Raw genomic sequence first — 23,599 nt, 5'->3', positions numbered from 1 at the left:
GTGATGTTCGGATCAGGGAAAGCGGCAACTGACCTCGGACTTGTCGTAACCCAGGCTGTCCATCTCGTTGAACGGGTGCAGAAAGCCGTCCTGGGGTGATGTGCTGACCAGTGCCCGGGGCTGGACAATGGGAATCGGCTGACGCAACTGGCCGTTCCACGGCCGATAGCTGAGCTTGCGGCCCTTGAAACCGTCGAGCGGCAACTGGTCGCTGATTTCTAGCGCGCGGATCGCCATTGGTTCGGCCTGACGCAGTTTGCTCACGGCACTGGCGATACTGCGCACGGCAATCCATGCCGCGAAATCACGGTCATTCATCCAGCGTCCGGTCAGGGCTTCAAAGCGTTTTTGCAGTTGCGCAGCACCGTAGGTTTCCACGGTTTTGTGCCAGCCCACCGGGGTCAGGCCCTGGGTGCCGGCGACCGGGCGCGGGTACCAGGTCTGGTAGGGCACGTATTCACCGAAGTCGCCGCGTTCATCGGCCACCAGCACCACGTCGTACTCGTCGGTCTGGGTGAACAGCGGCATATCCGCCTGAGCACTGCGTCGCTGATCGTTATCAAAGCTCCAGGGTTTTTCCGCCACCAGTTGCAAGCCGAAGCGTTTGGTGGCGCGGCGCAGGGCGACGGCATAGGCCTGATCGTCCGGGGTCGGGCCGACAATCAGCAGCGCCCGCTGCCATTTACGCAGCACCAGAAACTGCACCAGCGCATCGGCGAGCATCGCCCGGCTCGGCAAGGTGTGCAGCACGTTCGGCAGGCAATCGGTGGTGCGCAGGTTGTCATCGGGGCTACCGGCGTTGAACAGCAAACTGTCGGGCAGTGCGGCACTCAATTGGCGCAGGCTGGTTGCGGGGACATTCACCACAAACAGGCGCAGACCTTGTTCATGCTGCACCTTTGCCGCATCGAGCAAAGCTTCGGGGCTGTCGACGCTGGTGCCGACCAGGCTGTAGCTGTGATTGAGAAAACGCCCGGTACTGTTGCTGTCGGTGATCGCCAATTCAGCGCCACGCAGCCCGGCATCGGCGGGTTCCGGAATGACGTTCGACAGCAGCGGGCCAGGGTCGGGACGAAAGCCCAGATAGCCGATCCGCACCTGCAATGGCGCATCCGCGGCCTGGCACTGGGTGGCCAGACTGGCGGTGCCGGCAATCGCCAGCAGGCAGCTCAAGGCGTAGGGGGCAAGCTGGTGCATAAGGCTCTCCATGACCGTTAGCGCCAGCATAGGAAGCCTGTGGTGCAGTGAAAATATGCAGAAAGTACCGAAGGGCCAGTACCAAGGTAGTAGCCCGCCTGGTGCGGCGCGCCTCTAGCATTGGCAACCACGGCCATTGATCCGGAGGAGATTGATCATGCGGATCGTCAAAACTCTGCTCCTGCCGTTCCTGCTGATCCTGACCCTGATCGGTGTCGACCGGCTCCACGGCCCGCGTCCGGTGTCCACCGATCGCCTTACGACCAAGGAAGTAGGTGGCGACCACCAAAGCAGCATGGGGCCTGTGCGCAGGGCTTTCTAAGATGGCTCCCATAGCCTCTGCCAAGAGGTTTTGCGTGCAATCCTGAGGGCATAACAATGAAAACAAAACGCAACGTCTTGCTCGTGACCGGGCTGCTGGCCGGTCTAATCAGCGCAGGTTCGGTGTGGGCCCACGGCAACGTGGTACCCCAGGCCGTGGAAACCAAGGGACTGACGCCAATCAAGGAGGCCGGCGTACAACTCGATGCCGACGGCTGGGCCGCGGTAAACCCTTATCGCACCGCCCCGGAACATGACAAGGCAGTGGAAATCGGCGCTTCGGCTTATACCCAGAACTGCGCGGCCTGTCATGGTCTGGAAGCCAAGTCCGGCGGTATCGCCCCCGACTTGCGCATGCTCGATGTCGGTGAGTCGGGCGATGAATGGTTTGCCGAACGGGTGCGCCATGGCGCGGTGCGCGACGGTCGGGTGTACATGCCGAAGATGGCCGACTACCTGAGTCAGGAAGCCCTGTGGGCGGTGCGCACTTATCTGGACACTGTGCACGTCGAGGAGTGACCCATGCGCCTGCTCGCGGTGTTGATCGGCGCTCTGTGGCTGTGCTGCCAGGCGGCGCAGGCGCAGGTTCGCAGCTACGACGAAATGATCGCCGCCGGAGAGCTGAAGGTGGCGGTCTACAAGGACTTCGCCCCCTACAGCTTTGAAAGCGCCGGCAAGCCCCAGGGTGTCGATGTCGAACTTGCCGAGGCCTTGGCCAAGGCGCTCGGTGTGCGCTTGTCGCTGATCTGGGCGCCGGCCGGAGAAAAACTCGATGATGACCTGCGCGACTACATCTGGCGTGCCAGTGCCTTGCACAATCAGCAACTGGCTGACCTGATGATGCGCGTGCCCTACGACCGTGACTACGCGCAGAAGCGTAATGAGTTCGGCGAACTGGAAAATGGTCATGTGGTGATGTTCGGTCCCTACCAGAACGAACAATGGCAGGTGGCCTACGACCGCCGGCGGCTGGATAAAGTCACCAGCGTCGCGGTGTTCGAGCAGCACCCGATTGGTGTCGAAGTCGACAGCGTGCCGTCGTTCTACCTGACCTCGGTGTTCAACGGCATGCTCGCCGGCAAGACTCATCACTATCCCGGCGTGCCCCAGGCGTTTGCCGCGATGAAAGCCGGTGAGGTCGACGCGGTGATGGCCATGCGCGGCGAGATCGACTGGCAGGTAGACCAGGCTGCCGACCCGCAAGTGGCGTTGGCGCAAAACGCCTACCCGAACATGGGCAAGCAGCTTTGGGAAATTGGCATGGCGGTGCACGAAAGCAACCGTCAACTGGCTTATGCCGTGGAAGAGGCGCTCGAAGGCCTGATCCGCGAGGGCTCGGTGAAGACCATCTACGGCCATTACGGCCTGCGTTACGACGTGCCCGAGATGTATCAATAGGAGCATACGATGAAATGGCGAGGGAGTTGCCTGTTGGCTTGCTGGTTAAGCCTGGCGGCACAGGCTGCCGAAATCGATCCCGGCAAAGACCCGGTGCCATCGGTGATGTGGACGTTCTATCACAAGCAGTTTCTTGGCAATGCGCCGTTCGTATTCGATGATCGGGTCAAGGTGCTGGCGCCGCCGTTTGCCGAAGATGCCCGGCAGGTACCGCTGGAAATCGATGCCCGGGCGTTCAGCGGCGAGGTGGTAAAAATCCTCGCTTGGGCAGAGCTGAACCCTTTGCCGAAAATTGTCGACTTCCAGCCGCTGAGTTCCGTTTTGCCCTGGCTGTCGTTGCGCATTCGCATCGAACAGGCCACGCCCCTGCGCGTGGCGGTGTTGACCCGCGACGGGTTGTGGCATGTCGGATCGACCCTGATTGACGCGGCGGGTGGCGGCTGCACCGCGCCGAGCGTGGTACGCAGCCAGCCGGGCTGGGAGGAGCACATCGGCGAAGTGCTCGGCGGCCGCTATCCCCGGGGCGAGTTAAGCCGTTTGCGTTTGCAGGTGGCCCATCCCATGGACAACGGCATGGTCAGCGGCATTCCGGAATTCTTCATCAACCATGCCGAGCTGCGCGACCACAACGAGCAAGTGCTGGCCCGGCTGGAGCTGTTTCCTGCGGTCAGCGAAAACCCCAACCTGGCCTTCGACATCGTGGGAGCAGGGCAAACGCGCCTGCTGCTACGGGACAACAGCGGCAATGAGTTCGATGCGTCGATCCCCTGACCCCCAAGGAGCGTGGCATGCGCTGGATCCTGTTGATGGTGTTAAGCGTCAGTCTGCCGGCCCTGGCCGATCTCGACTACTCACTCAAGCCCCGGCAGATCGCCCAGGACACCTGGGTGCTGGAAGGCAGCACTGATAATTTCGCCAAGGCCAACGGCGGCAACATCGTCAATACCGCGTTCATCGTCACCGAACTCGGAGTGGTAGTGATCGACAGCGGGCCGTCGAAACGTTACGGCGAAGCGATGCGCAAGGCGATTGCCACCACCACGGATAAACCGGTGATCCAGCTGCTGCTGACCCACCATCACCCGGATCATGTGCTGGGCAATCAGGCCTTCAGCGACGTGCCGATTGGTGCCTTGGCCGGCACCACTGAGCTGTTGCATCAGCAAGGCGATGCGATGGCCGAGAATATGTACCGCATGGTCGGCGACAGGATGCGTGGCACCGAAGTGGTGTTGCCGACACAGACGCTGACACCCGGTGTGAAAAGTTTTGGGAATCACGATTTGCGTCTGCTGAGCCTGGGTGGGCATACGGGCGCGGATCTGGCTATTCTCGACCAGCAAACCGGCGTGCTGTTTGCCGGGGACCTGGTGTTTTATCAACGGGCGCTGACCACACCCAACAGCCCTGGGCTGTCAGTGTGGCTGGCGGACATCGCGACCCTGCAAGGCTTGCCCTGGACGCAGGTCGTGCCGGGCCACGGGCCGGTGTCGAGCGACCCACAACCCTTCGAGCAGATGCGCGATTACCTGAGCTGGCTCGATCAGCTCATGCGCGACGGCGCGGCCAATGGCAGCGACATGGCCGAGATGATCCGCAGCCCCATCCCTGAACGCTTCGCCGGGATCAATCTGAGCCGATACGAACTGATCCGCAGCATCAGTCATCTGTACCCGCGCTACGAGCGCGAGCGGATGACGCGGGTGGATTCCCCCAGAAAATAGTCGACCACAGATCCCCTGTAGGAGCGAGCCTGCTCGCGATGGACGTTAACGATAACGCAAGCTGCCTGGATGAACACGGTGGTCTGACGTTTTTCGCGAGCAGGCTCGCTCCTACAGGGGGCCGGTGCCGTTCACAAAATCTCATGTCCATCTTCTCCGAACCTGTACCAAGGAACTAGCAATCTCCTCATTGCGGGCAATTGTTGCCCGGGCGACGGCGCTCAAGAATCTGCACCAGACCGGGAAAATCTCCCGGAAATAACAAAAGTCCGCAGAGGAAGCCGTCATGACCCAACCCGCACGTCGCCAGCCCTTCGTCTTGAGCCTGCTGCTCAGTGCCATGCTGTTGTCCGGCCAGGCATTGGCCGGGGTTTCCGACCAGGACATTCTCCAGGACCCGAAGAACCCGGAACAGGTCGTGACCAACGGCCTGGGCGTTCAAGGGCAGCGCTACAGCCCGCTGGATATTCTCAACGTCGACAACGTCAAGGAGCTGCGCCCGGCCTGGGCGTTTTCCTTCGGCGGTGAAAAACAGCGTGGCCAGCAAGCGCAGCCGATGGTCAAGGACGGCGTGATGTACATGACCGGTTCCTACTCGCGGGTGTTTGCCGTGGATGCACGCACCGGCAAGAAGCTCTGGCAATACGATGCACGCTTGCCGGACGACATCCGTCCCTGCTGTGACGTGATCAACCGTGGCGTCGCGCTGTATGGCGACCTGGTGATTTTCGGCACTCTCGACGCCAAGCTCGTGGCGCTGAACAAGGACACCGGCAAGGTGGTGTGGAGCAAGAAAGTCGCCGACCACAAGGAAGGCTACTCGATCAGCGCCGCGCCACTGGTGATCAACGGCAAGCTGATTACCGGCGTGGCCGGAGGCGAATTCGGTGTGGTGGGCAAGATCGAGGCCTACGACCCGAAAAACGGTGATCTGCTGTGGACCCGGCCGACGGTCGAAGGCCATATGGGCTACGTCTACAAGGACGGCAAAGCGGTGGAGAACGGCATTTCCGGCGGCGAGGCGGGCAAGACCTGGCCGGGCGATCTCTGGAAAACCGGCGGTGCGGCCCCTTGGCTTGGTGGCTATTACGACCCGGAAACCAACCTGCTGTTGTTCGGCACCGGCAACCCGGCACCGTGGAATTCGCACTTGCGCCCCGGCGACAACCTCTACTCCTCATCGCGCCTGGCGCTCAACCCGGACGACGGCACCATCAAGTGGCACTTCCAGAGCACACCCCACGACGGTTGGGACTACGACGGCGTGAACGAGCTGGTGTCGTTCAACTACAGCGAAGGTGGTAAAGAGATCAAGGCGGCGGCCACTGCCGACCGTAACGGTTTCTTCTACGTGCTGGACCGTACCAACGGAAAATTCATCCGTGGCTTCCCGTTCGTGGACAAGATCACCTGGGCCACCGGCCTGGATAAGAACGGCCGGCCGATCTACAACGAGGCCAGCCGCCCCGGCGCCCCGGGTTCGGAAGTCAAGGGCAGTTCGGTCTTCGTCGCGCCGGCGTTCCTTGGCGCGAAAAACTGGATGCCGATGGCCTACAACAAAGACACCGGGCTGTTCTATGTGCCGTCCAACGAATGGGGCATGGACATCTGGAACGAAGGCATCGCCTACAAGAAAGGTGCGGCGTTCCTTGGTGCCGGCTTCACCATCAAACCGTTGAACGAAGACTACATCGGCGTGCTACGGGCCATCGACCCGAAAACCGGCAAGGAAGTCTGGCGTCACAAGAACTACGCGCCGCTGTGGGGCGGGGTGCTGACCACCAAGGGCAACCTGGTGTTCACCGGCACGCCTGAAGGTTACCTGCAGGCGTTCAACGCCAGGACCGGCGAGAAGGTCTGGGAATTCCAGACCGGTTCCGGCGTGCTCGGCTCGCCCGTGACCTGGGAAATGGACGGCGAACAGTACGTCTCGGTGCTCTCCGGCTGGGGCGGCGCGGTACCGTTGTGGGGCGGCGAAGTGGCCAAGCGGGTGAAGGACTTCAACCAGGGCGGCATGCTCTGGACCTTCAAACTGCCCAAGGACCTGGTAGCCAAACACTGATCAATCTGACTCCACCGCATAACCCCTGTAGGAGCGAGCCTGCTCGCGATGGTCGTCAACGATAACGCTTGAAACCTGATACCCCGCGGCGTTCTCGGGTTCATCGCGAGCAGGCTCGCTCCTACAGTGATCTGTGTGAAGCCTACGACCAAATAACGAGAGCCCCTCCTGCCAACGATGCATTCGTCTGGCACGCGGGGCTCTCTAGTATCGGCTCATCGCCTGTCAGTACGACAGGCATCGACCCAGACAGAGGCCCATCATGATCTACGCTCAACCCGGAACCCCAGGCGCCGTCATTAACTTCAAACCGCGCTACGGCAACTTCATCGGCGGTGAGTTCGTCGCGCCGGTCAATGGCGAGTACTTCACCAACACCTCGCCGGTCAATGGTGAAGTGATCGCCGAATTCCCACGCTCCAGCGCCGCCGACATCGACAAGGCCCTCGACGCCGCCCATGCCGCTGCCGACGCCTGGGGCAAGACCTCGGCCCAGGACCGCTCCCTGGTGCTGCTGAAAATCGCCGACCGCATCGAGCAGAACCTTGAGGTCCTGGCCGTCACCGAAACCTGGGACAACGGCAAGGCCGTGCGCGAAACCCTGAACGCCGACGTGCCGCTGGCGGCCGACCACTTCCGATACTTCGCCGGTTGCATTCGCGCCCAGGAAGGCGGGGCTGCCGAGATCAACGAGCTGACCACGGCCTATCACTTCCATGAGCCCCTGGGCGTGGTCGGGCAGATCATTCCGTGGAACTTCCCGCTGCTGATGGCCGCCTGGAAACTCGCCCCGGCGCTCGCCGCCGGCAACTGCATCGTGCTCAAGCCTGCCGAGCAAACACCGCTGTCAATCATGGTCTTCGCCGAGTTGATTGCCGACCTGCTGCCAGCGGGCGTACTGAACATCGTCCAGGGCTTTGGCCGCGAAGCCGGCGAGGCCCTGGCCACCAGCAAGCGCATCGCCAAGATCGCCTTCACCGGTTCGACCCCGGTGGGCGCGCACATCATGCATTGCGCCGCCGAGAACATCATTCCGAGCACCGTCGAACTGGGCGGCAAGTCGCCGAACATCTTCTTCGAAGACATCATGAATGCGGAACCGGCGTTCATCGAAAAAGCCGCCGAAGGCCTGGTGCTGGCGTTCTTCAACCAGGGCGAAGTCTGCACCTGCCCGTCCCGGGCGCTGGTGCAGGAGTCGATCTACGAGCCGTTTATGGCCGAGGTGATGAAGAAGATCGTCAAGATCAAGCGCGGCAACCCGCTGGACACCGAGACCATGGTCGGCGCCCAGGCGTCCGAGCAGCAATACGACAAGATCCTCTCGTACCTGACCATTGCCCGGGAGGAGGGCGCCGAGTTGCTCACCGGCGGCGCGGCCGAACGCCTGGAGGGAGATCTGTCCAGCGGTTATTACATCCAGCCGACCCTGCTCAAGGGTCATAACAAGATGCGTGTGTTTCAGGAAGAAATCTTCGGCCCGGTGGTAGGTGTCACCACCTTCAAGGACGAAGCCGAAGCCCTGGCCATCGCCAACGACAGCGAGTTCGGCCTCGGCGCCGGTCTGTGGACCCGCGACATCAACCGCGCCTACCGCATGGGCCGCGCCATCAAGGCCGGGCGCGTGTGGACCAACTGCTACCACCTGTACCCGGCGCACGCCGCGTTCGGTGGCTACAAGAAGTCCGGCGTTGGCCGGGAGAATCACAAGATGATGCTCGATCATTATCAGCAGACCAAAAACCTGCTGGTGAGCTACGACATCAATCCGCTGGGGTTCTTCTGACTTCGCACTAACGACAACCACCCTGTAGGAGCGAGCTTGCTCGCGATGGACGTCAACGATGACGCGTTCTGTCTGTCTGTACGCGGTGTCTTCACGACCTTCGCGAGCAAGCTCGCTCCTACAACGTTTGTGCGTGCATGTCGACCGCACACCCCCTACCAAATCACCCCGCAAACTCCTTCGAAAGTAGCATTCGGGCGCCCGATGCCCCGTGCATTAATGGCACTACCGGAATCACCCGGCACAAGAAGAGGAATGACCCATGTGGACTAAACCCGCGTTTACCGATCTGCGCATTGGCTTCGAAGTGACGATGTATTTCGCCAACCGTTGATTGATCACCCGGCCAGCCGATGCGTTGGCCGGGCCTGCCTTCTGGAGCATCCGCCATGCACATCCGCGTTCTCGGTTCCGCCGCTGGCGGTGGTTTCCCGCAGTGGAACTGCAACTGCCGCCAGTGCGCCGGTGTGCGCAATGGCAGCCTGCGGGCCCAGCGCCGTACGCAGTCGTCGATTGCCCTGAGTGACGACGGTGTGGAGTGGGTGCTGTGCAACGCGTCACCGGACATTCGCACGCAACTCGAGAGTTTTGCGCCTCTGCAACCGGCGCGGCGCCTGCGTGACAGCGCCATCGCCGGCATCGTGCTGCTGGACAGCCAGATCGACCATTGCACCGGTTTGCTCAGCTTGCGCGAAGGCTGCCCGCATGACGTCTGGTGCACCGAGCGTGTGCATCAGGACCTGAGCAGTGGTTTCCCGTTGTTCAACATGCTCGGACACTGGAACGACGGACTGCAATGGCAACCGGTCGGCCTCGATCGCCAGCCGTTCGGCATCCCGGCCTGCGAACATTTGCAATTTCGTGCGATTCCCCTGGTGAGCAACGCGCCGCCGTATTCGCCCAATCGTGGCAACCCGCAACCGGGGGACACCATTGGCTTGTTCATTGAAGACCTGCGCAACGGCGCCTCGCTGTTCTATGCGCCGGGACTTGGCCGAATCGACGATGAAGTGCTGGGCTGGATGCAGCGCGCCAATTGCCTGTTGCTGGACGGCACCCTGTGGCGCGACGACGAAATGCGTATTTGCGAGGTCGGCCAGAGCCTGGGCAGCGAAATGGGGCACCTGGCACAAAGCGGCCCCGGCGGGATGCTTGAAGTGCTGGAGGGTTTCAACCGCCAGCGCAAGGTGCTGATCCACATCAACAACACCAATCCCATTCTCGATGAGGACTCGGCCGAGCGGGCATTGCTGGAGCGGCGGGGGATCGAAGTGGCATACGACGGCATGAGTATTGAGCTGTAGCCGATGGCCCCTTCGCGGGCAAGCCCGCTCCCACAGGGTTCGGTAGTGTCCACAAAACCTGTGGGAGCGGGCTTGCCCGCGAAGAGGCCGGATCAGACACCGAAGATTCCCCGGAGAACCGCAATGACCGACACACCCATGTCCCCCGGCGAATTCGAAGCCGCTCTGCGCGCCAAGGGCGCCTACTACCACATCCATCACCCATTCCATCAAGCCATGTACGCCGGTCGTGCCAGCCGCGAGCAGATCCAGGGCTGGGTCGCCAATCGCTTCTACTACCAGATCAACATTCCGCTGAAGGACGCCGCGATTCTCGCCAACTGCCCGGACCGTGACGTGCGCCGGGAGTGGCTGCAACGGATTCTCGACCACGACGGCGTCCCTGGCAGCGAGGGCGGAATCGAAGCCTGGCTGCGCCTGGGCGAAGCCGTGGGCCTGCATCGCGAGCAGATCCTCTCCCAGGAACTGGTGTTACCAGGGGTGCGTTTTGCGGTGGATGCCTACGTCAATTTCGCTCGTCGTGCCTGTTGGCAGGAAGCGGCCAGCAGTTCGCTGACCGAACTCTTTGCCCCGCAGATCCATCAATCGCGACTCGACGCCTGGCCCACTCATTACCCGTGGATCGACGTCGCCGGCTACGACTATTTCCGCACGCGCCTGAGCCAGGCGCGGCGCGATGTCGAACATGGTTTGCGTATCACCTTGGCGCACTACGTGACGGCCCAGGGGCAACAACGCATGTTGGAAATCCTGCAATTCAAGCTCGACGTGTTGTGGAGCATGCTCGATGCCATGAGCATGGCCTACGAACTTGCGCGCCCACCGTATCACACGGTCACCGGTGAGAATGTCTGGCACCGGGGGATCGCCCTGTGAGCCTGATCGATCGCCAGCAGTCACCGGCCTTGCGTCGCGGTTTTCGGCTGCAATGGGAGCCCCGTCAGGACTGCCATGTGCTGCTGTACCCCGAAGGCATGATCAAGCTCAACGCCAGTGCCGGGCAGATTCTCGACCTGGTGGATGGCCAGCGCAGCGTGGCGGCGATCATTGATCGATTGAACGCGAAGTTCCCCGGCGTACCGGGGATCGACGAAGACGTGCTGGCGTTTCTGGAGGTGGCCCATGCGCAATTCTGGATCGAGTGAGACGCTGCCCGGACCACCATTGTGGCTGCTCGCCGAGCTGACCTACCGCTGTCCGCTGCAATGCCCCTATTGCTCCAATCCATTGGATTTTGCTCGGCACGGCGAGGAGCTGAGCACGCAAGAATGGATTCGCGTATTCCGCGAAGCGCGGGACATGGGCGCCGCGCAATTGGGCTTTTCCGGTGGCGAGCCGCTGGTACGCCAGGACCTCGCCGAACTGATCAAGGCTGCCCGGGACATGGGCTACTACACCAACCTGATTACCTCCGGCATCGGCCTGACCGAGCAGAAGGTGCGCGACTTCAAGGTGGCCGGGCTGGACCATATCCAGATCAGCTTCCAGGCCGCCGACGAAGCGGTGAACAATATGCTCGCCGGCTCGCGCAAAGCCTTTACCCAGAAACTCGCCATGGCCCGTGCGGTGAAAGCCCAGGGTTATCCAATGGTGCTGAACTTCGTCACTCATCGGCACAACATCGACCGGATCGCGCAAATCATCGAGCTGTGCCTGGAGCTGGAAGCGGACTTTGTCGAATTGGCCACCTGCCAGTTCTATGGCTGGGCTGAACTCAACCGCGTCGGCCTGTTGCCCACCCGCGAGCAATTGCAGCGTGCCGAGCGCATTACTAATGAGTACCGTGAACGCCTTGAAGCCCAGGGTCACCCGTGCAAGCTGATCTTCGTCACCCCGGACTACTACGAGGAACGTCCCAAGACCTGTATGAACGGCTGGGCCAACCTGTTTCTCGACATCACCCCCGACGGCACGGCCTTGCCTTGCCACAGCGCCCGGCAGTTGCCGGTACAGTTTCCCAATGTGCGCGAGCACAGTATCGAGCACATCTGGAACGACTCGTTCGGCTTCAATCGTTTTCGCGGCGATGACTGGATGAAGGAGCCGTGCCGCTCCTGCGACGAAAAGCACAAGGACTTGGGAGGCTGCCGTTGCCAGGCCTTCATGCTGACCGGCGATGCCAGCAATGCCGACCCGGTGTGCAACAAGTCCGCGCACCACGGCGTGATCCTCAAGGCTCGCGAAGAAGCCGAAGCGCCGGGGTTGGGGATCGAACACCTGACGCTACGCAACGCGAAGGCTTCGCAGCTGATCTATCGCGGATAACCCGAACGACACAAACCCCTGTAGGAGCGAGCTTGCTCGCGATGGAGTGTCAGAAAAACGGGCGTCGACTGACACACCATCGCGAGCAAGCTCGCTCCTACAGGGGGGCGGTGGTGAATCCAGCCATTGGTCTGATTGCATTCACAGCAGGATGGTTTAGTGTGGGTTGAACCTTTCAAAACAATAAAAACAGGCTTTCCAATGAGCCAGAGTCTCAACCAGCTGCGTAAATTCGTTTCGCCTGAAATCATCTTCGGTGCCGGTAGCCGGCACAATGTTGGCAACTATGCCAAGACCTTTGGCGCGCGCAAGGTCCTGGTGGTCAGTGATCCCGGCGTGATTGCCGCTGGCTGGGTCGCCGATGTCGAAGCCAGCCTGCAAGCCCTGGGCATCGAATACTGCCTTTACAGTGATGTATCGCCCAACCCGAGGGTCGAAGAAGTGATGCTCGGCGCCGAGCTGTACCGGGAAAACCATTGCGACGTGATTGTCGCCGTCGGTGGCGGCAGCCCGATGGACTGCGGCAAAGGCATTGGCATCGTCGTCGCCCATGGCCGCAGCATTCTCGACTTCGAGGGCGTGGACACCATCCGCGTACCCAGCCCGCCGCTGATCCTGATTCCGACCACTGCCGGCACCTCGGCCGACGTCTCGCAATTCGTGATCATTTCCAACCAGCAGGAACGCATGAAGTTCTCCATCGTCAGCAAGGCCGTGGTGCCGGACGTTTCGCTGATCGACCCGGAAACCACCCTGAGCATGGATCCGTTCCTGTCGGCCTGTACCGGCATCGACGCGTTGGTGCATGCCATCGAAGCTTTCGTGTCCACTGGTCACGGGCCGCTGACCGACCCTCATGCGCTGGAGGCGATGCGCCTGATCAATGGCAACCTGGTGCAAATGATCGCCAACCCGACTGACATCGCCCTGCGCGAGAAGATCATGCTCGGCAGCATGCAGGCCGGGCTGGCGTTTTCCAACGCAATCCTGGGCGCCGTGCATGCCATGTCCCACAGCCTCGGCGGCTTTCTCGACCTGCCCCACGGCCTGTGCAACGCGGTGCTCGTCGAGCACGTGGTGGCCTTCAATTACAACTCGGCACCGGAGCGCTTCAAGGTGATCGCCGAGACCTTCGGCATCGACTGCCGAGGCCTTAATCACCGGCAGATTTGCGGGCGCCTGGTCGAACACCTGATCGCCCTCAAGCATGCCATCGGCTTTCACGAAACCCTCGGTTTGCATGGCGTCAGGACCTCGGACATCCCGTTCCTGTCGCAGCATGCGATGCACGATCCGTGCATCCTGACCAACCCGCGCGAATCCAGCCAGCGTGATGTCGAGGTCGTCTATGGCGAAGCCCTCTGACGAGCAACAACGGGCTCTGGCCGGGCTGCTGGGGTTAGGCAGCCATTCGGCCCGCAAGAGTCATTATCCGGAACTGGCCGCGCGCCTGGATGATCTGGAAGCCGAGCGAAACCGCTACAAGTGGCTGTTCGAAAACGCGGTGCACGGGATCTTCCAGGCCAGCTTGCGCGATGGCATGCGCGCTGCCAACCCGGCGCTGGCACACATGCTCGGTTACCAGGACCCGCAGGAGGTGCTGTTCTCCCTGACCGACCTGGCCAGCACCCTGTTCGTCGACGGCGCGCAGGAACTGGAAAACATCCGCGAAATCCTCAGGCACCAGCGCAGCCTGCACGGCTATGAAACCCGCTTGCGCCGCAAGGACGGCAGTCACCTCGAAGTGTTGATGAACCTGCTGCTCAAGCCCGGTCAGGAAGGGCTGGTGGAAGGGTTCGTCTCCGATATCACCGAACGCAAGCTGGCCCAGCAGCGCCTGCAGCAACTCAATGACGAACTGGAGCAGCGCGTCGTCGCGCGCACCGATGAATTGCTCGAAGCCAACCGTAACCTTCAGCAGCAGATCACCCAGCGTAAACAGATCGCCCGGGCCTTGCGCGACGCCCGCGATGCTGCCGAGGCCGCCAATCACAGCAAGGACAAATACCTCGCCGCCGCCAGCCACGACCTGCTGCAACCGCTGAACGCCGCGCGGTTGCTGATTTCGACTTTACGCGAACGCAAATTGCCGGAAGCCGAACAGGTGCTGGTGGAACGCACTCACCAGGCCCTGGAAGGGGCCGAAGACCTGCTGACGGATCTGCTCGACATTTCCCGGCTCGATCAGGCTGCGGTCAAGCCGGACATCGCGCTGTACCGCCTCGACGAACTGCTCGGGCCGCTGGTGTCGGAGTTCCAGTCCGTCGCGCAGGCGGCCGGCTTGAACCTGCGGGTGCGCATGGCTGATTACGCCATCAGCACCGACTTGCGCCTGATGACGCGGATCCTGCGCAATTTCCTCAGCAATGCCTGCCGCTACACCAATGAAGGCAGCATCCTGCTGGGGGCAAGGCGCCGGGGCGAGATGTTGCGCCTGGAGGTCTGGGACACCGGGCGTGGCATCGCCGCAGACCGGCTCGATTCGATCTTCCTCGAATTCAACCAGTTGGACGTCGGCCGCGCCGCCGACCGCAAGGGCGTGGGCCTGGGGCTGGCGATTGTCGAGCGCATCGCCAAGATCCTTGGCTATAAAATCGGCGTGTACTCGTTGCCGGGGCGTGGTTCGATGTTCAGCATCGAGGTGCCGATATCCGATGAGGTTCCGTTACCCGTGAGTCAGGCGGTGCCACAACCGGGCACTGGAGACCCGCTGCCGGGACGCCGTTTATTGGTGCTCGACAACGAAGTGAGCATTCTCGAAAGCATGAGCGCATTGCTCGGGCAGTGGGGCTGCGATGTAGTGACCGCCACCGATGAAGCGTCTGCGCTGGCGGCATTGCGCGGGCAGGCGCCGGAACTGATTCTCGCGGACTATCATCTCGATCACGCGGTGGTTGGCTGTGATGTGGTGCGACATTTGCGCGAGCATTACCACCAGAGCATTCCCGCGGTGATCATTACTGCCGACCGCACCGACCATTGTCGGCGTGCGTTGCAGCGGCTCAATGCGCCGTTGCTGAACAAACCGGTGAAGCCCGGCAAGTTGCGAGCGGTGTTGAGTCAACTGTTGGGGGCATCTGCCTGAAGCGGCCGATGCTCGCGCCAGGTTCCGGGGCGAGTGGGCAAGCCCCCTCGCCACAAAGACTCGCTCCCACAGGGGATAGGGTTGTCAGCTGGAAATCATCGGCGGCAGGGTGCCCAGCAATGAAACCGCCGCCACCGCGCCAAGTCCCAGCAACCATTCGAACATCACGCTCGCCCGCAACGTCGCCAGACGCTGCTCGCAATCATCGATGCGCAGCCGATTGAACAACGCCAGGCCCAGCATCGCCGCCACCAGCACAGCCTTGATCAACAGGATCAAGGCGAAGCCGGTGAACAGCGGCGTTGGCCAGAATGCCCCGGTGAGCACCCGCACATTGATCAGCCCGGTGATCAGCAACCCGGCGACCAAGCCGTAACCGACGCCACTGAAGCGCTGCAACATCACGCGGATCGAATGCCCCGCGGGCTCTCGCAGAATCATCACCAGTAGCATCAAGCCACCGAGCCAGGCACCCACGCAGATCAAGTGAATGAGTTGATTGAGGATCAGCAAATGGCCTGCGGTGCCATCGAGCATTGCGCCATGGCCGACCGGGGCCAGCGTGGCCACCAGCAGGCCGCTGAGGATCAGGCGCAGCGCAAGGCTGGCGCGCAGGGGCGTCAGCAGCAACGCCAGCAACACCATGTTGATCAGCAAATGCCAGCGCCAGACCTGACCGAAAAAGGTACTGCCCAGTACCAGGTTCAGGGTCGGTGGATCGAAGGCCGCGTCCCAGGCCCCGGCCATGCTCGCGGTAATCAGCAACAACCAGCAGACACCGCTGGCCAGCGCCACCACGGCCAGCCAACGGGAAGTCCGTGCCAGCCGCTGATCCAGTGCGGTTTCGCCAGTTGAAAGCAGAGGCCTGAACACCCAGGCCCCGAACAGCATCAACACCACGATGAAATGCAGGAAGCGGCACAGCACCAACGCGCTCACCATGAATTACTGGCCAACCTTGAAGGCGTAGGCACCTTCGCTTTTGTGGGTGTCGACCGACACGGCGTGCCATTCGACTTTGTAGGCGCCGGCGGTCAACGGCGCGGCCGGGGTGACGATCAGGGTCTTTTTGTCGCTGCCTTCGGTGGTCAGCGCTTTTACCGCTACCGGTGCGCCGTCCCTGGTCAGCGTGACTTTGGTGAAGCTGGCTTCGACGCCTTCGGAGAACTCCAGGCGCAACTCCGTTGCCGTGGCGACGGTGCTGTCGGCGGCCGGTGTCTGGCTTTTCAGGTGTGCGTGGGCAAACACCGAAGACGCGGCGAGCAGCGAGCCGAGCAGGGCAGCGACGGTCAGGGTTTTCTTCAGTAGCATCGTGGGTACCTCAGGTAGTTTCCAAGTGCGCAGAGTTTAGCTTTACGACAGCGGCTGTACGAAGTTTCGTTTTCCTTTGTCGCCGCAGTCCAGAGCGGATGCTAGTCTTGCTCAACGTTGTTGTCGGGGATCGGCATGGGCAATCACAAGATCGAGATTCGTCGCAGTAACGTCGAGAAAATTCTGCTGGGGGCGGAAAAGGTCTTCGCTGAAAAAGGTTTCGGCGGCACCGCCATGGCCGACATCGCTGCTGAAGTGCAACTGCCGCGTTCCAATCTGCATTACTACTTCAGCACCAAGACCGAACTGTACAGCGCCGTACTGTTCGACTTGCTGGAAGTCTGGAAGCAGGACGCGCTGTGTTTCGAGATGTTCGATGACCCGCGCGTGGTGCTCAGCAGCTACATCCGCGCCAAGATGAACCATTCCCGCAGCCGGCCTTATGGTTCGAAAGTCTGGGCCAACGAAATCATCCATGGCGCGCCGACCCTCGGCGCAGCGCTGGATGCGAGCCTGTACGACTGGGCCAAGATGAAGGAAGCGAAAATCCGCCAGTGGGTGGACGACAAACGCATCCTGCCGGTGGAGCCTTCGAGCCTGCTGTACATGATCTGGGCCTCGACCCAGCACTACGCCGACTTCGATCACCAGGTGAATATTCTCAACGACCATCAGCCGCTGTCGGACATGCAGTTCGAGAAGGCAGTGCAGACGGTGACCAGTGTGATTTTGCGGGGGATTGGGTTGGAGCCTTGAGGTCTGTGTTGTACCGGCTGACGCCATCGCGAGCTTGCTCGCGATGGCGTCAGTTCAGGCGCAGCTGGCCTCAAGGGCTAACGTGATACGGATTCCTCGGATCATGATTCCAGTCCAGGAACGGCTTGCCAGTCTCCACCGGCACCATCTCGATACAGTCCTGCACCGGGCAGGTGATCTGGCACAGGTTGCAGCCCACGCACTCCTCATCGATCACTTGATACTTGTGAGTGCCGTCCGCTTGCTTGAGGCTGGCCACCGCCTGGTGCGAGGTGTCCTCACAAGCGATATGGCAACGACCACAGCCAATGCAGGCCTCCTGATCGATTTTCGCGATCACCTGGTAATTGATATCCAGGTACTTCCAGTCCGTGGTGTTGCCCACCGCGCGGCCGGAAAACTCCGAAACGCTGGCGTAGCCCTGACTGTCCATCCAGCGTGACAAACCGTCCTTCATGTCTTCGACAATCCGGAAGCCATGCAGCATCGCCGCCGTGCACACTTGCACCGCGCCGCTGCCCAGGGCGATGAATTCCGCAGCGTCGCGCCAGTTGCCGATGCCGCCGATGCCGCTGATGGGCAGGCCTTGGGTTTGTGGGTCACGGGCGATTTCGGCGACCATGTTCAGGGCAATCGGCTTGACTGCCGAGCCGCAGTATCCGCCGTGGGTGCTTTGGCTGCCGACCATGGGGTTGGCCACCATGCGTTCGAGGTTGACGCTGGTGATCGAGTTGATGGTGTTGATCAACGACACCGCATCGGCACCGCCCCGGTGGGCCGCACGGGCGGCGACGCGGATGTCGGTAATGTTCGGCGTCAGCTTGACGATCACCGGCAGCGAGCAATACGTCTTGCACCAGCGGGTGACCTGTTCCACGTATTCCGGCACCTGGCCGACCGCCGCGCCCATGCCGCGCTCCGGCATGCCGTGGGGGCAACCGAAGTTCAGTTCGATGCCGTCGGCGCCAGTGGCTTCAACCAGTGGCAGGATGTGTTTCCACGACTCTTCGACGCAGGGCACCATCAGGGACACGATCAGCGCGCGGTCCGGCCAGTCCTTTTTGACCTGGGTGATTTCCCGCAGGTTGATCTCCAGCGAGCGGTCGGTGATCAGCTCTATGTTGTTAAAACCAAGCACCTCCCTGTTCGCCCCGAAGTGCGCCGAGTAGCGCGACGACACGTTCACCGCCGCCGGGTCTTCCCCCAGGGTTTTCCAGACCACGCCGCCCCAGCCGGCCTCGAAGGCGCGGACCACGTTGTAGGCCTTGTCGGTCGGCGGCGCGGAGGCCAGCCAGAATGGATTGGGTGCTTTGATGCCAGCAAAGACAATCGACAGATCGGCCATTTACGCAGCCTCCACGTTAAGCATCAGTTGAGCATTGATCGCCTCGGCGGCGCGCTTGCCATGCTGCACGGCTTGCACGGTGAGGTCTTGATCGAGGCTGGTGCAGTCGCCGCCGGCATACACGCCGGGGATGCTGGTGCGCAGCTGTTCATCGACTTCGATGCGCTCGCCCTGACGCTTGAGCTCACGGGCCAGCGGATCGGCGAGGGCGTTGCCGTCGAAGGCCTGGCCGATGGCTTTGAAGATCGCGTCGGCGACCAGTTCGAAGGTTTCACCGGTGGTTTGCAGACGACCTTCGACCAGATGGGTGCGGGCGAAACGCATGCCGCGCACACGGCCGTGGTCATCGAGCAGCACTTCTTCGGGTTGCGCCCAGGTCATCAGCCGCACCTGATTGGCCTTGGCAATGTCCTGCTCGTGATGGGTGGCGCCCATGTCTTCGGCGCCGCGCCGGTACACCAGGTTCACGTCACGGGCGCCGAGGCGGGCCATTTGTACGGCCATGTCGATGGCAGTGTTGCCTGCGCCGAGGACGATGCAGTGGTCGGCCAAGGGCAGTTGGGTCAGGTCATTGGCCTGGCGCAGTTCGCGGATGTAGTCGGTGGCTGCGAGCAGGCCGGGCGCGTCTTCGTGGGCCAGGCCCAGTTGTTTGCTGGCATTGAGCCCGAGGCCGAGGAACACCGCATCGAACTGTTGATGCAGTTCGCTGAGGGTCAGGTTCTCCCCGAGTTTCTGCCCGTGGCGGATTTCGATCCCGCCGATCTCCAACAGGAACTCAAGCTCCTTTTGCGCATAGTCATCCACCAGTTTGTATTTGGCGATTCCGTATTCATTGAGGCCGCCAGCTTTGTCCCGCGCCTCGAAAATCACTACGTCGTGCCCGTGCATGGCGCTGCGGTGGGCACAGGACAAACCGGCTGGACCCGCGCCAACCACGGCGATGCGTTTGCCGGTGGCGGCAGCGCGCTGGAACGGGTGAGTGCTGAAATGTGCGTTGTCCACGGCGTAGCGTTGCAACAGGCCGATCATGACCGGCGCGCATTCGTGAGCGTTGTTGCGCACGCAGGCTTGCTGGCAAAGAATTTCCGTCGGGCAAACCCGGGCGCAACTGCCGCCGAGGATGTTGGCCGAGAGGATTTTCTGCGCAGCGCCTTGCACGTTGTCTTGCTGGATGTTGCGGATGAACGAGGGAATGTCGATCTCGCTCGGACAGGCATTCACGCAGGGCGCGTCGTAGCAATACAGACAGCGCGAGGCTTCGAGGTGGGCCTGGCGCTCGTTGAGCGGAGGCGCCAGATCGGTGAAATGGCCGGCGAGGGCGGCCGCATTCTCATGGGGATGCGGGAGGTGGTCCAGGGTCTTGATCACGGTGTTGGCCTCACGGTTATTTGAGGTGTTGCCTCTGATGGGCATTGTTTTTTTTGTGTTGTCAGTGCGGGCCTCATCGCGAGCAAGCTCGCTCCCACAGGTTTTGTGGACACCCGAGATCCCTGTGGGAGCGGGCTTGCCCGCGATAGGCCGAAGGCCGCTTTCAGCGCTTCACGGCAACCGGCTGATTCAACTCGGCCCGCTTGCTCAGCAAATCAAACACCGCCGGGTACGCCGGCCGTTCGACGTAGCGCCCGGCCCCACGCTCGGCCCGCAAATCCCCATCGGCCCATACCACCCGGCCCTGGCTGATGGTATGGCTCGGCACGCCACGCACGGTCTTGCCTTCGAAGATGTTGAAGTCCACCTGCTGATGGTGGGTCTTGGCTGATATGGTCCGCGTGCCTTGCGGGTCCCACAGCACCAGATCGGCATCGGCACCGACGCGGATCGCGCCTTTGCGTGGGTAGAGGTTGAAGATTTTCGCCGTGTTGGTGGACGTCAGGGCGACGAATTGCTGCATCGAAAAGCGTCCGGTGTTCACGCCTTCATCCCACAGCACCGCCATGCGGTCTTCGATGCCGGCAGTGCCGTTGGGGATCTTGCTGAAGTCGTCGCGGCCAGCGGCTTTTTGCTCGGCGCAGAAGCAGCAGTGGTCGGTGGCGGTGGTGTGCAGGTTGCCCGATTGCAGGCCATGCCAGAGCGCCTCTTGATGGCCGCGAGGGCGGAACGGCGGGCTCATCACGTAGCCGGCTGCAGTTTGCCAATCCGGATGGCGGTAGACACTGTCGTCCAGCAGCAGGTGCCCGGCCAGCACTTCGCCGTAAACCGGCTGGCCCTTGCCCCGGGCGTAGGTGATTTCGTCCAGTGCTTCCCTGGTCGAGACATGGACCAGGTACAGCGGCGTACCCAGGGTTTCGGCGATGCGGATCGCCCGGCTCGCCGCTTCGCCTTCAACCTGTGACGGCCGCGACAGCGGATGCGCTTCCGGCCCGGTGATGCCCTGGGCCATCAGCTTGCGTTGCAGGTGATACACCAGTTCACCGTTTTCCGCGTGAACGGTCGGCACCGCGCCCAGTTCCAGGCAGCGTTCGAAACTCGCCACCAAGGTGTCGTCGGCGGCCATGATCGCGTTCTTGTAGGCCATGAAATGCTTGAAGCTGTTGACGCCGTGCTGGCTGACCAGCTCGGCCATTTCCTCGCGGACCTGTTCGCTCCACCAGGTAATGGCGACGTGAAAACCGTAGTCCGACGCCGACTTCTCGGCCCAGCCGCGCCACTGATGAAAGGCTTCGAGCAAGGACTGCTGCGGATTGGGAATCACGAAGTCGATGATCGACGTGGTGCCGCCGGCCAGTCCCGCCGCCGTGCCACTGTAGAAGTCTTCGCTGGCCACCGTGCCCATGAAGGGCAGTTGCATATGCGTGTGCGGGTCGATGCCACCGGGCATCAGGTACTGGCCGCTGCCGTCGAGCACTTCGGCCCCTGCAGGAATATCGAGGTTGTCGCCGATGGCCTGGATCACGCCGTCTGCGCAATACACATCGGCGCGATAACTTTCATCATGGGTAATAACGGTGGCGCCACGGATCAACAGAGACATTCCGAGTTCCTCGCAGGCAATGACCGGCTAATGCCGGTTCTAGATGTTTTATATGACGCCAGCGTCAACAGGTGTATTCCTGTCAATGCTGTCAGGATTAAACGCTAGCTGCAGTTATTCGAATCGGCAAGAATATTTTTTATAAGCTTATGCAGTTATTAACTGATTGATATTTAACGTTTAAATACAAGAATCACCAAAATGGTGAGCGACCTCACCATTTTGACGCACTTGACAGGATCGAAAAATAGTCAAGATTTCTTATGTGAAATCAGCTGTTTGAGTATGGTCTATGGTTGATGCGCAGCCATTGAAAAAAGATCAACGCACCAGTTTGAGTCCTGACTGTCCGGACAACTTGCCTGGCATTCGGCCTGAGTGGCCTGATAAGTAGTCGAGTCAGCGAATAAAACTGATAAACATCAGTTAGTTACATTGTGTTTATGGAACTGCCCGATGCGCAAGCGGGGCACCCGGCACGTTTATTGATGCCGCCAGCCCCCGATGAGCAAAAAATAATTCAAAGAACAGTGGAGCGGCCATGCAACAGATCAGATCGCAAGTGACCGAGCGCGACGGCTTGTTCGAGCTGGAAGCCGGCAGCGACGTCCTCGACAGTCCCCGTTACAACCACGACATTGCACCGACCAAGGTGCGCGAGCGCACCTGGAACAAATGGCACATCACCGCGCTGTGGGTGGGCATGGCGATTTGCGTGCCGACCTACACCCTCGGTGGCGTGCTGACTGCGTACTTTGGCCTGACGGTTGGCGAAGCGCTGCTGGCGATTCTGTTTGCCAACATCATCGTACTGATTCCCCTGACCCTGAACGCCTTTCCCGGCACCAAGTACGGCATTCCCTTTCCGGTGTTGCTGCGCTCGTCCTTCGGCGTGCTCGGTTCCAACATTCCGTGCCTGATCCGCGCCCTGGTGGCGTGTGGCTGGTTCGGCATCCAGACCATGTTCGGCGGGCTGGCGATTCACCTGTTCCTCGGCTCGGTGTTCGAGGGCTGGAAATCCCTGGGTGGCACCGGCGAGGTCATCGGCTTCATGGTGTTCTGGGTGCTGAACCTGTGGGTGGTGATTCGCGGCGCCGAGTCGATCAAATGGCTGGAAACCCTGTCGGCCCCGCTCCTGGTGGCGGTGGGCGCCGGTTTGCTGGTGTGGGCGATGCCCAACGTATCGATGACTGAATTGCTGGCGATCCCCGCCAAACGCCCCGAAGGTGCCAGCGTAGCCAGTTACTTTGCCGCCGGGCTGACGGCGATGGTCGGCTTCTGGGCGACGTTGTCCCTGAACATCCCCGACTTCAGCCGCTACGCGAAAAGCCAGAAGGACCAGATTGTCGGGCAGATCATCGGCTTGCCACTGACCATGTTCCTGTTTGCCTCACTGGGCGTGGTGATGACCGCCGCCTCGGTGAAGCTGGTGGGCGTGACGGTGTCCGATCCGGTGACCCTGATCGGCCATATCCAGAGTCCGGTCTGGGTGGCGCTGGCCATGGCACTGATCATCATCGCCACGCTGTCGACCAACACTGCGGCTAACATCGTATCGCCGACCAACGACTTCCAGAACATCGCACCCAAGGCGATCAACCGGACCAAGGCGGTGATGCTCACCGGGCTGGTCGGGCTGGCGCTGATGGCCCATGAACTGCTGAAAAAGCTCGGCCTGATCGTTTCCGACCTCAGCCTGGAAACGGTCTATTCCAACTGGTTGCTCGGCTATTCCAGCCTGCTGGGCCCGATTGCGGGGATCATGGTGGTGGACTATTTCCTGATCAAGAAACAGCAACTGGACCTTGCCGGCCTGTACCGCGATGACGTCTATCCGGCGTGGAACTGGAGCGGTTTCATCGCGTTCGGCGTGCCGGTGGTGTTGACGCTGCTGTCCCTGGGCAGCGATGTCTTCAGCTGGTTCTACAGCTACGGCTGGTTCACCGGCTCGGCCCTTGGGGGGCTGATTTATTACGGGGTGAGTGTGGTGCGGCCGAGTCCGTCCGTCGCGAAATCTGCGGTGTGAGCACTGGCCCCATCGCGAGCAAGCTCGCTCCCACAGGGGATCTGTAAACAC

At 61.5% G+C, this 23,599-nt stretch carries 22 protein-coding genes; 16 read left to right on the top strand and 6 right to left on the bottom strand.

Annotated elements, in window-relative coordinates:
• Positions 1 to 12: 12 nt before the first annotated feature.
• On the bottom strand, positions 13 to 1,197 hold the full coding sequence (locus tag ACEN8Z_RS19270; RefSeq protein ID WP_495595281.1) for an ABC transporter substrate-binding protein: 1,185 nt from the start codon (positions 1,195 to 1,197) through the stop codon (positions 13 to 15).
• 157 nt (positions 1,198 to 1,354) lie between these two features.
• Between ACEN8Z_RS19270 and ACEN8Z_RS19265 the strand changes: the two genes are divergently transcribed.
• The 14 genes from ACEN8Z_RS19265 to ACEN8Z_RS19200 all read left to right on the top strand — a co-directional run bounded on the left by ACEN8Z_RS19265 (position 1,355) and on the right by ACEN8Z_RS19200 (position 15,139).
• Positions 1,355 to 1,519, top strand: a complete 165-nt coding sequence (locus ACEN8Z_RS19265) for a hypothetical protein (protein WP_495598206.1) — start codon at positions 1,355 to 1,357, stop codon at positions 1,517 to 1,519.
• 56 nt (positions 1,520 to 1,575) lie between these two features.
• The gene (gene pedF / locus ACEN8Z_RS19260; protein WP_008003508.1) at positions 1,576 to 2,037 is read left to right on the top strand and encodes a cytochrome c-550 PedF; all 462 of its coding nucleotides are present in this window, start codon (positions 1,576 to 1,578) and stop codon (positions 2,035 to 2,037) included.
• Positions 2,038 to 2,040: 3 nt separating this feature from the next.
• Positions 2,041 to 2,916, top strand: coding sequence for a substrate-binding periplasmic protein (locus tag ACEN8Z_RS19255; protein ID WP_495595280.1), 876 nt, complete (start codon positions 2,041 to 2,043; stop codon positions 2,914 to 2,916).
• Between the two features lie 9 nt (positions 2,917 to 2,925).
• Positions 2,926 to 3,687 carry a quinoprotein dehydrogenase-associated SoxYZ-like carrier gene (locus ACEN8Z_RS19250; RefSeq protein ID WP_495595279.1) on the top strand — a complete coding sequence of 254 codons (762 nt, stop codon included), beginning with the start codon at positions 2,926 to 2,928 and terminating at the stop codon, positions 3,685 to 3,687.
• Between the two features lie 17 nt (positions 3,688 to 3,704).
• A complete protein-coding gene (locus ACEN8Z_RS19245; protein ID WP_495595278.1) occupies positions 3,705 to 4,640 on the top strand; it encodes a quinoprotein relay system zinc metallohydrolase 1 in 936 nt (311 codons plus the stop codon).
• A gap of 286 nt (positions 4,641 to 4,926) precedes the next feature.
• Positions 4,927 to 6,702: a PQQ-dependent methanol/ethanol family dehydrogenase gene (locus ACEN8Z_RS19240; RefSeq protein WP_495595277.1), complete on the top strand. Its 1,776-nt coding sequence runs from the start codon at positions 4,927 to 4,929 to the stop codon at positions 6,700 to 6,702.
• Positions 6,703 to 6,964: 262 nt separating this feature from the next.
• A complete protein-coding gene (gene exaC / locus ACEN8Z_RS19235) occupies positions 6,965 to 8,485 on the top strand; it encodes an acetaldehyde dehydrogenase ExaC (protein WP_495595276.1) in 1,521 nt (506 codons plus the stop codon).
• A 262-nt stretch (positions 8,486 to 8,747) separates the two neighbouring features.
• Positions 8,748 to 8,819 (top strand): pyrroloquinoline quinone precursor peptide PqqA, encoded by a 72-nt coding sequence (pqqA, locus tag ACEN8Z_RS19230; RefSeq protein ID WP_003253598.1) that lies wholly within the window; start codon positions 8,748 to 8,750, stop codon positions 8,817 to 8,819.
• Positions 8,820 to 8,874: 55 nt separating this feature from the next.
• A complete protein-coding gene (gene pqqB / locus ACEN8Z_RS19225) occupies positions 8,875 to 9,789 on the top strand; it encodes a pyrroloquinoline quinone biosynthesis protein PqqB (protein WP_495595275.1) in 915 nt (304 codons plus the stop codon).
• A 123-nt stretch (positions 9,790 to 9,912) separates the two neighbouring features.
• On the top strand, positions 9,913 to 10,665 hold the full coding sequence (pqqC, locus tag ACEN8Z_RS19220) for a pyrroloquinoline-quinone synthase PqqC (protein ID WP_495595274.1): 753 nt from the start codon (positions 9,913 to 9,915) through the stop codon (positions 10,663 to 10,665).
• Entirely contained in the window at positions 10,662 to 10,934 is a 273-nt protein-coding gene (pqqD, locus tag ACEN8Z_RS19215) for a pyrroloquinoline quinone biosynthesis peptide chaperone PqqD (protein ID WP_495595273.1), read from the top strand. The genes pqqC and pqqD overlap by 4 nt, the downstream gene beginning before the upstream one ends.
• The gene (pqqE, locus tag ACEN8Z_RS19210; RefSeq protein WP_495595272.1) at positions 10,912 to 12,054 is read left to right on the top strand and encodes a pyrroloquinoline quinone biosynthesis protein PqqE; all 1,143 of its coding nucleotides are present in this window, start codon (positions 10,912 to 10,914) and stop codon (positions 12,052 to 12,054) included. Before pqqD ends, pqqE begins: the two co-directional genes overlap by 23 nt.
• 201 nt (positions 12,055 to 12,255) lie before the next feature.
• The gene (ercA, locus tag ACEN8Z_RS19205) at positions 12,256 to 13,419 is read left to right on the top strand and encodes an alcohol dehydrogenase-like regulatory protein ErcA (protein WP_008003527.1); all 1,164 of its coding nucleotides are present in this window, start codon (positions 12,256 to 12,258) and stop codon (positions 13,417 to 13,419) included.
• Complete coding sequence (locus ACEN8Z_RS19200) at positions 13,403 to 15,139, top strand: PAS domain-containing hybrid sensor histidine kinase/response regulator (protein ID WP_495595271.1); 1,737 nt, start codon at positions 13,403 to 13,405, stop codon at positions 15,137 to 15,139. Before ercA ends, ACEN8Z_RS19200 begins: the two co-directional genes overlap by 17 nt.
• Positions 15,140 to 15,223: 84 nt before the next feature.
• Here ACEN8Z_RS19200 and copD read toward each other — a convergent pair whose 3' ends face one another.
• Both copD and copC read right to left on the bottom strand, forming a co-directional pair.
• Positions 15,224 to 16,081: a copper homeostasis membrane protein CopD gene (gene copD / locus ACEN8Z_RS19195; RefSeq protein WP_495595270.1), complete on the bottom strand. Its 858-nt coding sequence runs from the start codon at positions 16,079 to 16,081 to the stop codon at positions 15,224 to 15,226.
• A gap of 3 nt (positions 16,082 to 16,084) precedes the next feature.
• Positions 16,085 to 16,450, bottom strand: coding sequence for a copper homeostasis periplasmic binding protein CopC (gene copC, locus ACEN8Z_RS19190; protein ID WP_442096513.1), 366 nt, complete (start codon positions 16,448 to 16,450; stop codon positions 16,085 to 16,087).
• Between the two features lie 135 nt (positions 16,451 to 16,585).
• Between copC and ACEN8Z_RS19185 the strand changes: the two genes are divergently transcribed.
• A complete protein-coding gene (locus tag ACEN8Z_RS19185; RefSeq protein WP_008003535.1) occupies positions 16,586 to 17,206 on the top strand; it encodes a TetR/AcrR family transcriptional regulator in 621 nt (206 codons plus the stop codon).
• Positions 17,207 to 17,276: 70 nt separating this feature from the next.
• Here the strand turns inward: ACEN8Z_RS19185 and preA are convergent, their stop codons facing one another.
• From preA to hydA, 3 genes are all read right to left on the bottom strand, one after another.
• On the bottom strand, positions 17,277 to 18,551 hold the full coding sequence (preA, locus tag ACEN8Z_RS19180; RefSeq protein ID WP_126046084.1) for an NAD-dependent dihydropyrimidine dehydrogenase subunit PreA: 1,275 nt from the start codon (positions 18,549 to 18,551) through the stop codon (positions 17,277 to 17,279).
• Positions 18,552 to 19,919, bottom strand: coding sequence for an NAD(P)-dependent oxidoreductase (locus tag ACEN8Z_RS19175; protein ID WP_495598163.1), 1,368 nt, complete (start codon positions 19,917 to 19,919; stop codon positions 18,552 to 18,554).
• 163 nt (positions 19,920 to 20,082) lie between these two features.
• A complete protein-coding gene (gene hydA, locus ACEN8Z_RS19170) occupies positions 20,083 to 21,522 on the bottom strand; it encodes a dihydropyrimidinase (protein WP_495595269.1) in 1,440 nt (479 codons plus the stop codon).
• A 541-nt stretch (positions 21,523 to 22,063) separates the two neighbouring features.
• Here hydA and ACEN8Z_RS19165 point away from each other — a divergent pair.
• A complete protein-coding gene (locus tag ACEN8Z_RS19165) occupies positions 22,064 to 23,548 on the top strand; it encodes an NCS1 family nucleobase:cation symporter-1 (protein WP_495595268.1) in 1,485 nt (494 codons plus the stop codon).
• The last annotated feature ends 51 nt before the right edge of the window (positions 23,549 to 23,599 follow it).

It is taken from the genome of Pseudomonas sp. Pseusp10 (genome assembly GCF_059492225.1).
Note: the sequence above shows the minus strand (reverse complement) of the source record. Positions and strands in the feature narration are given on the sequence as shown.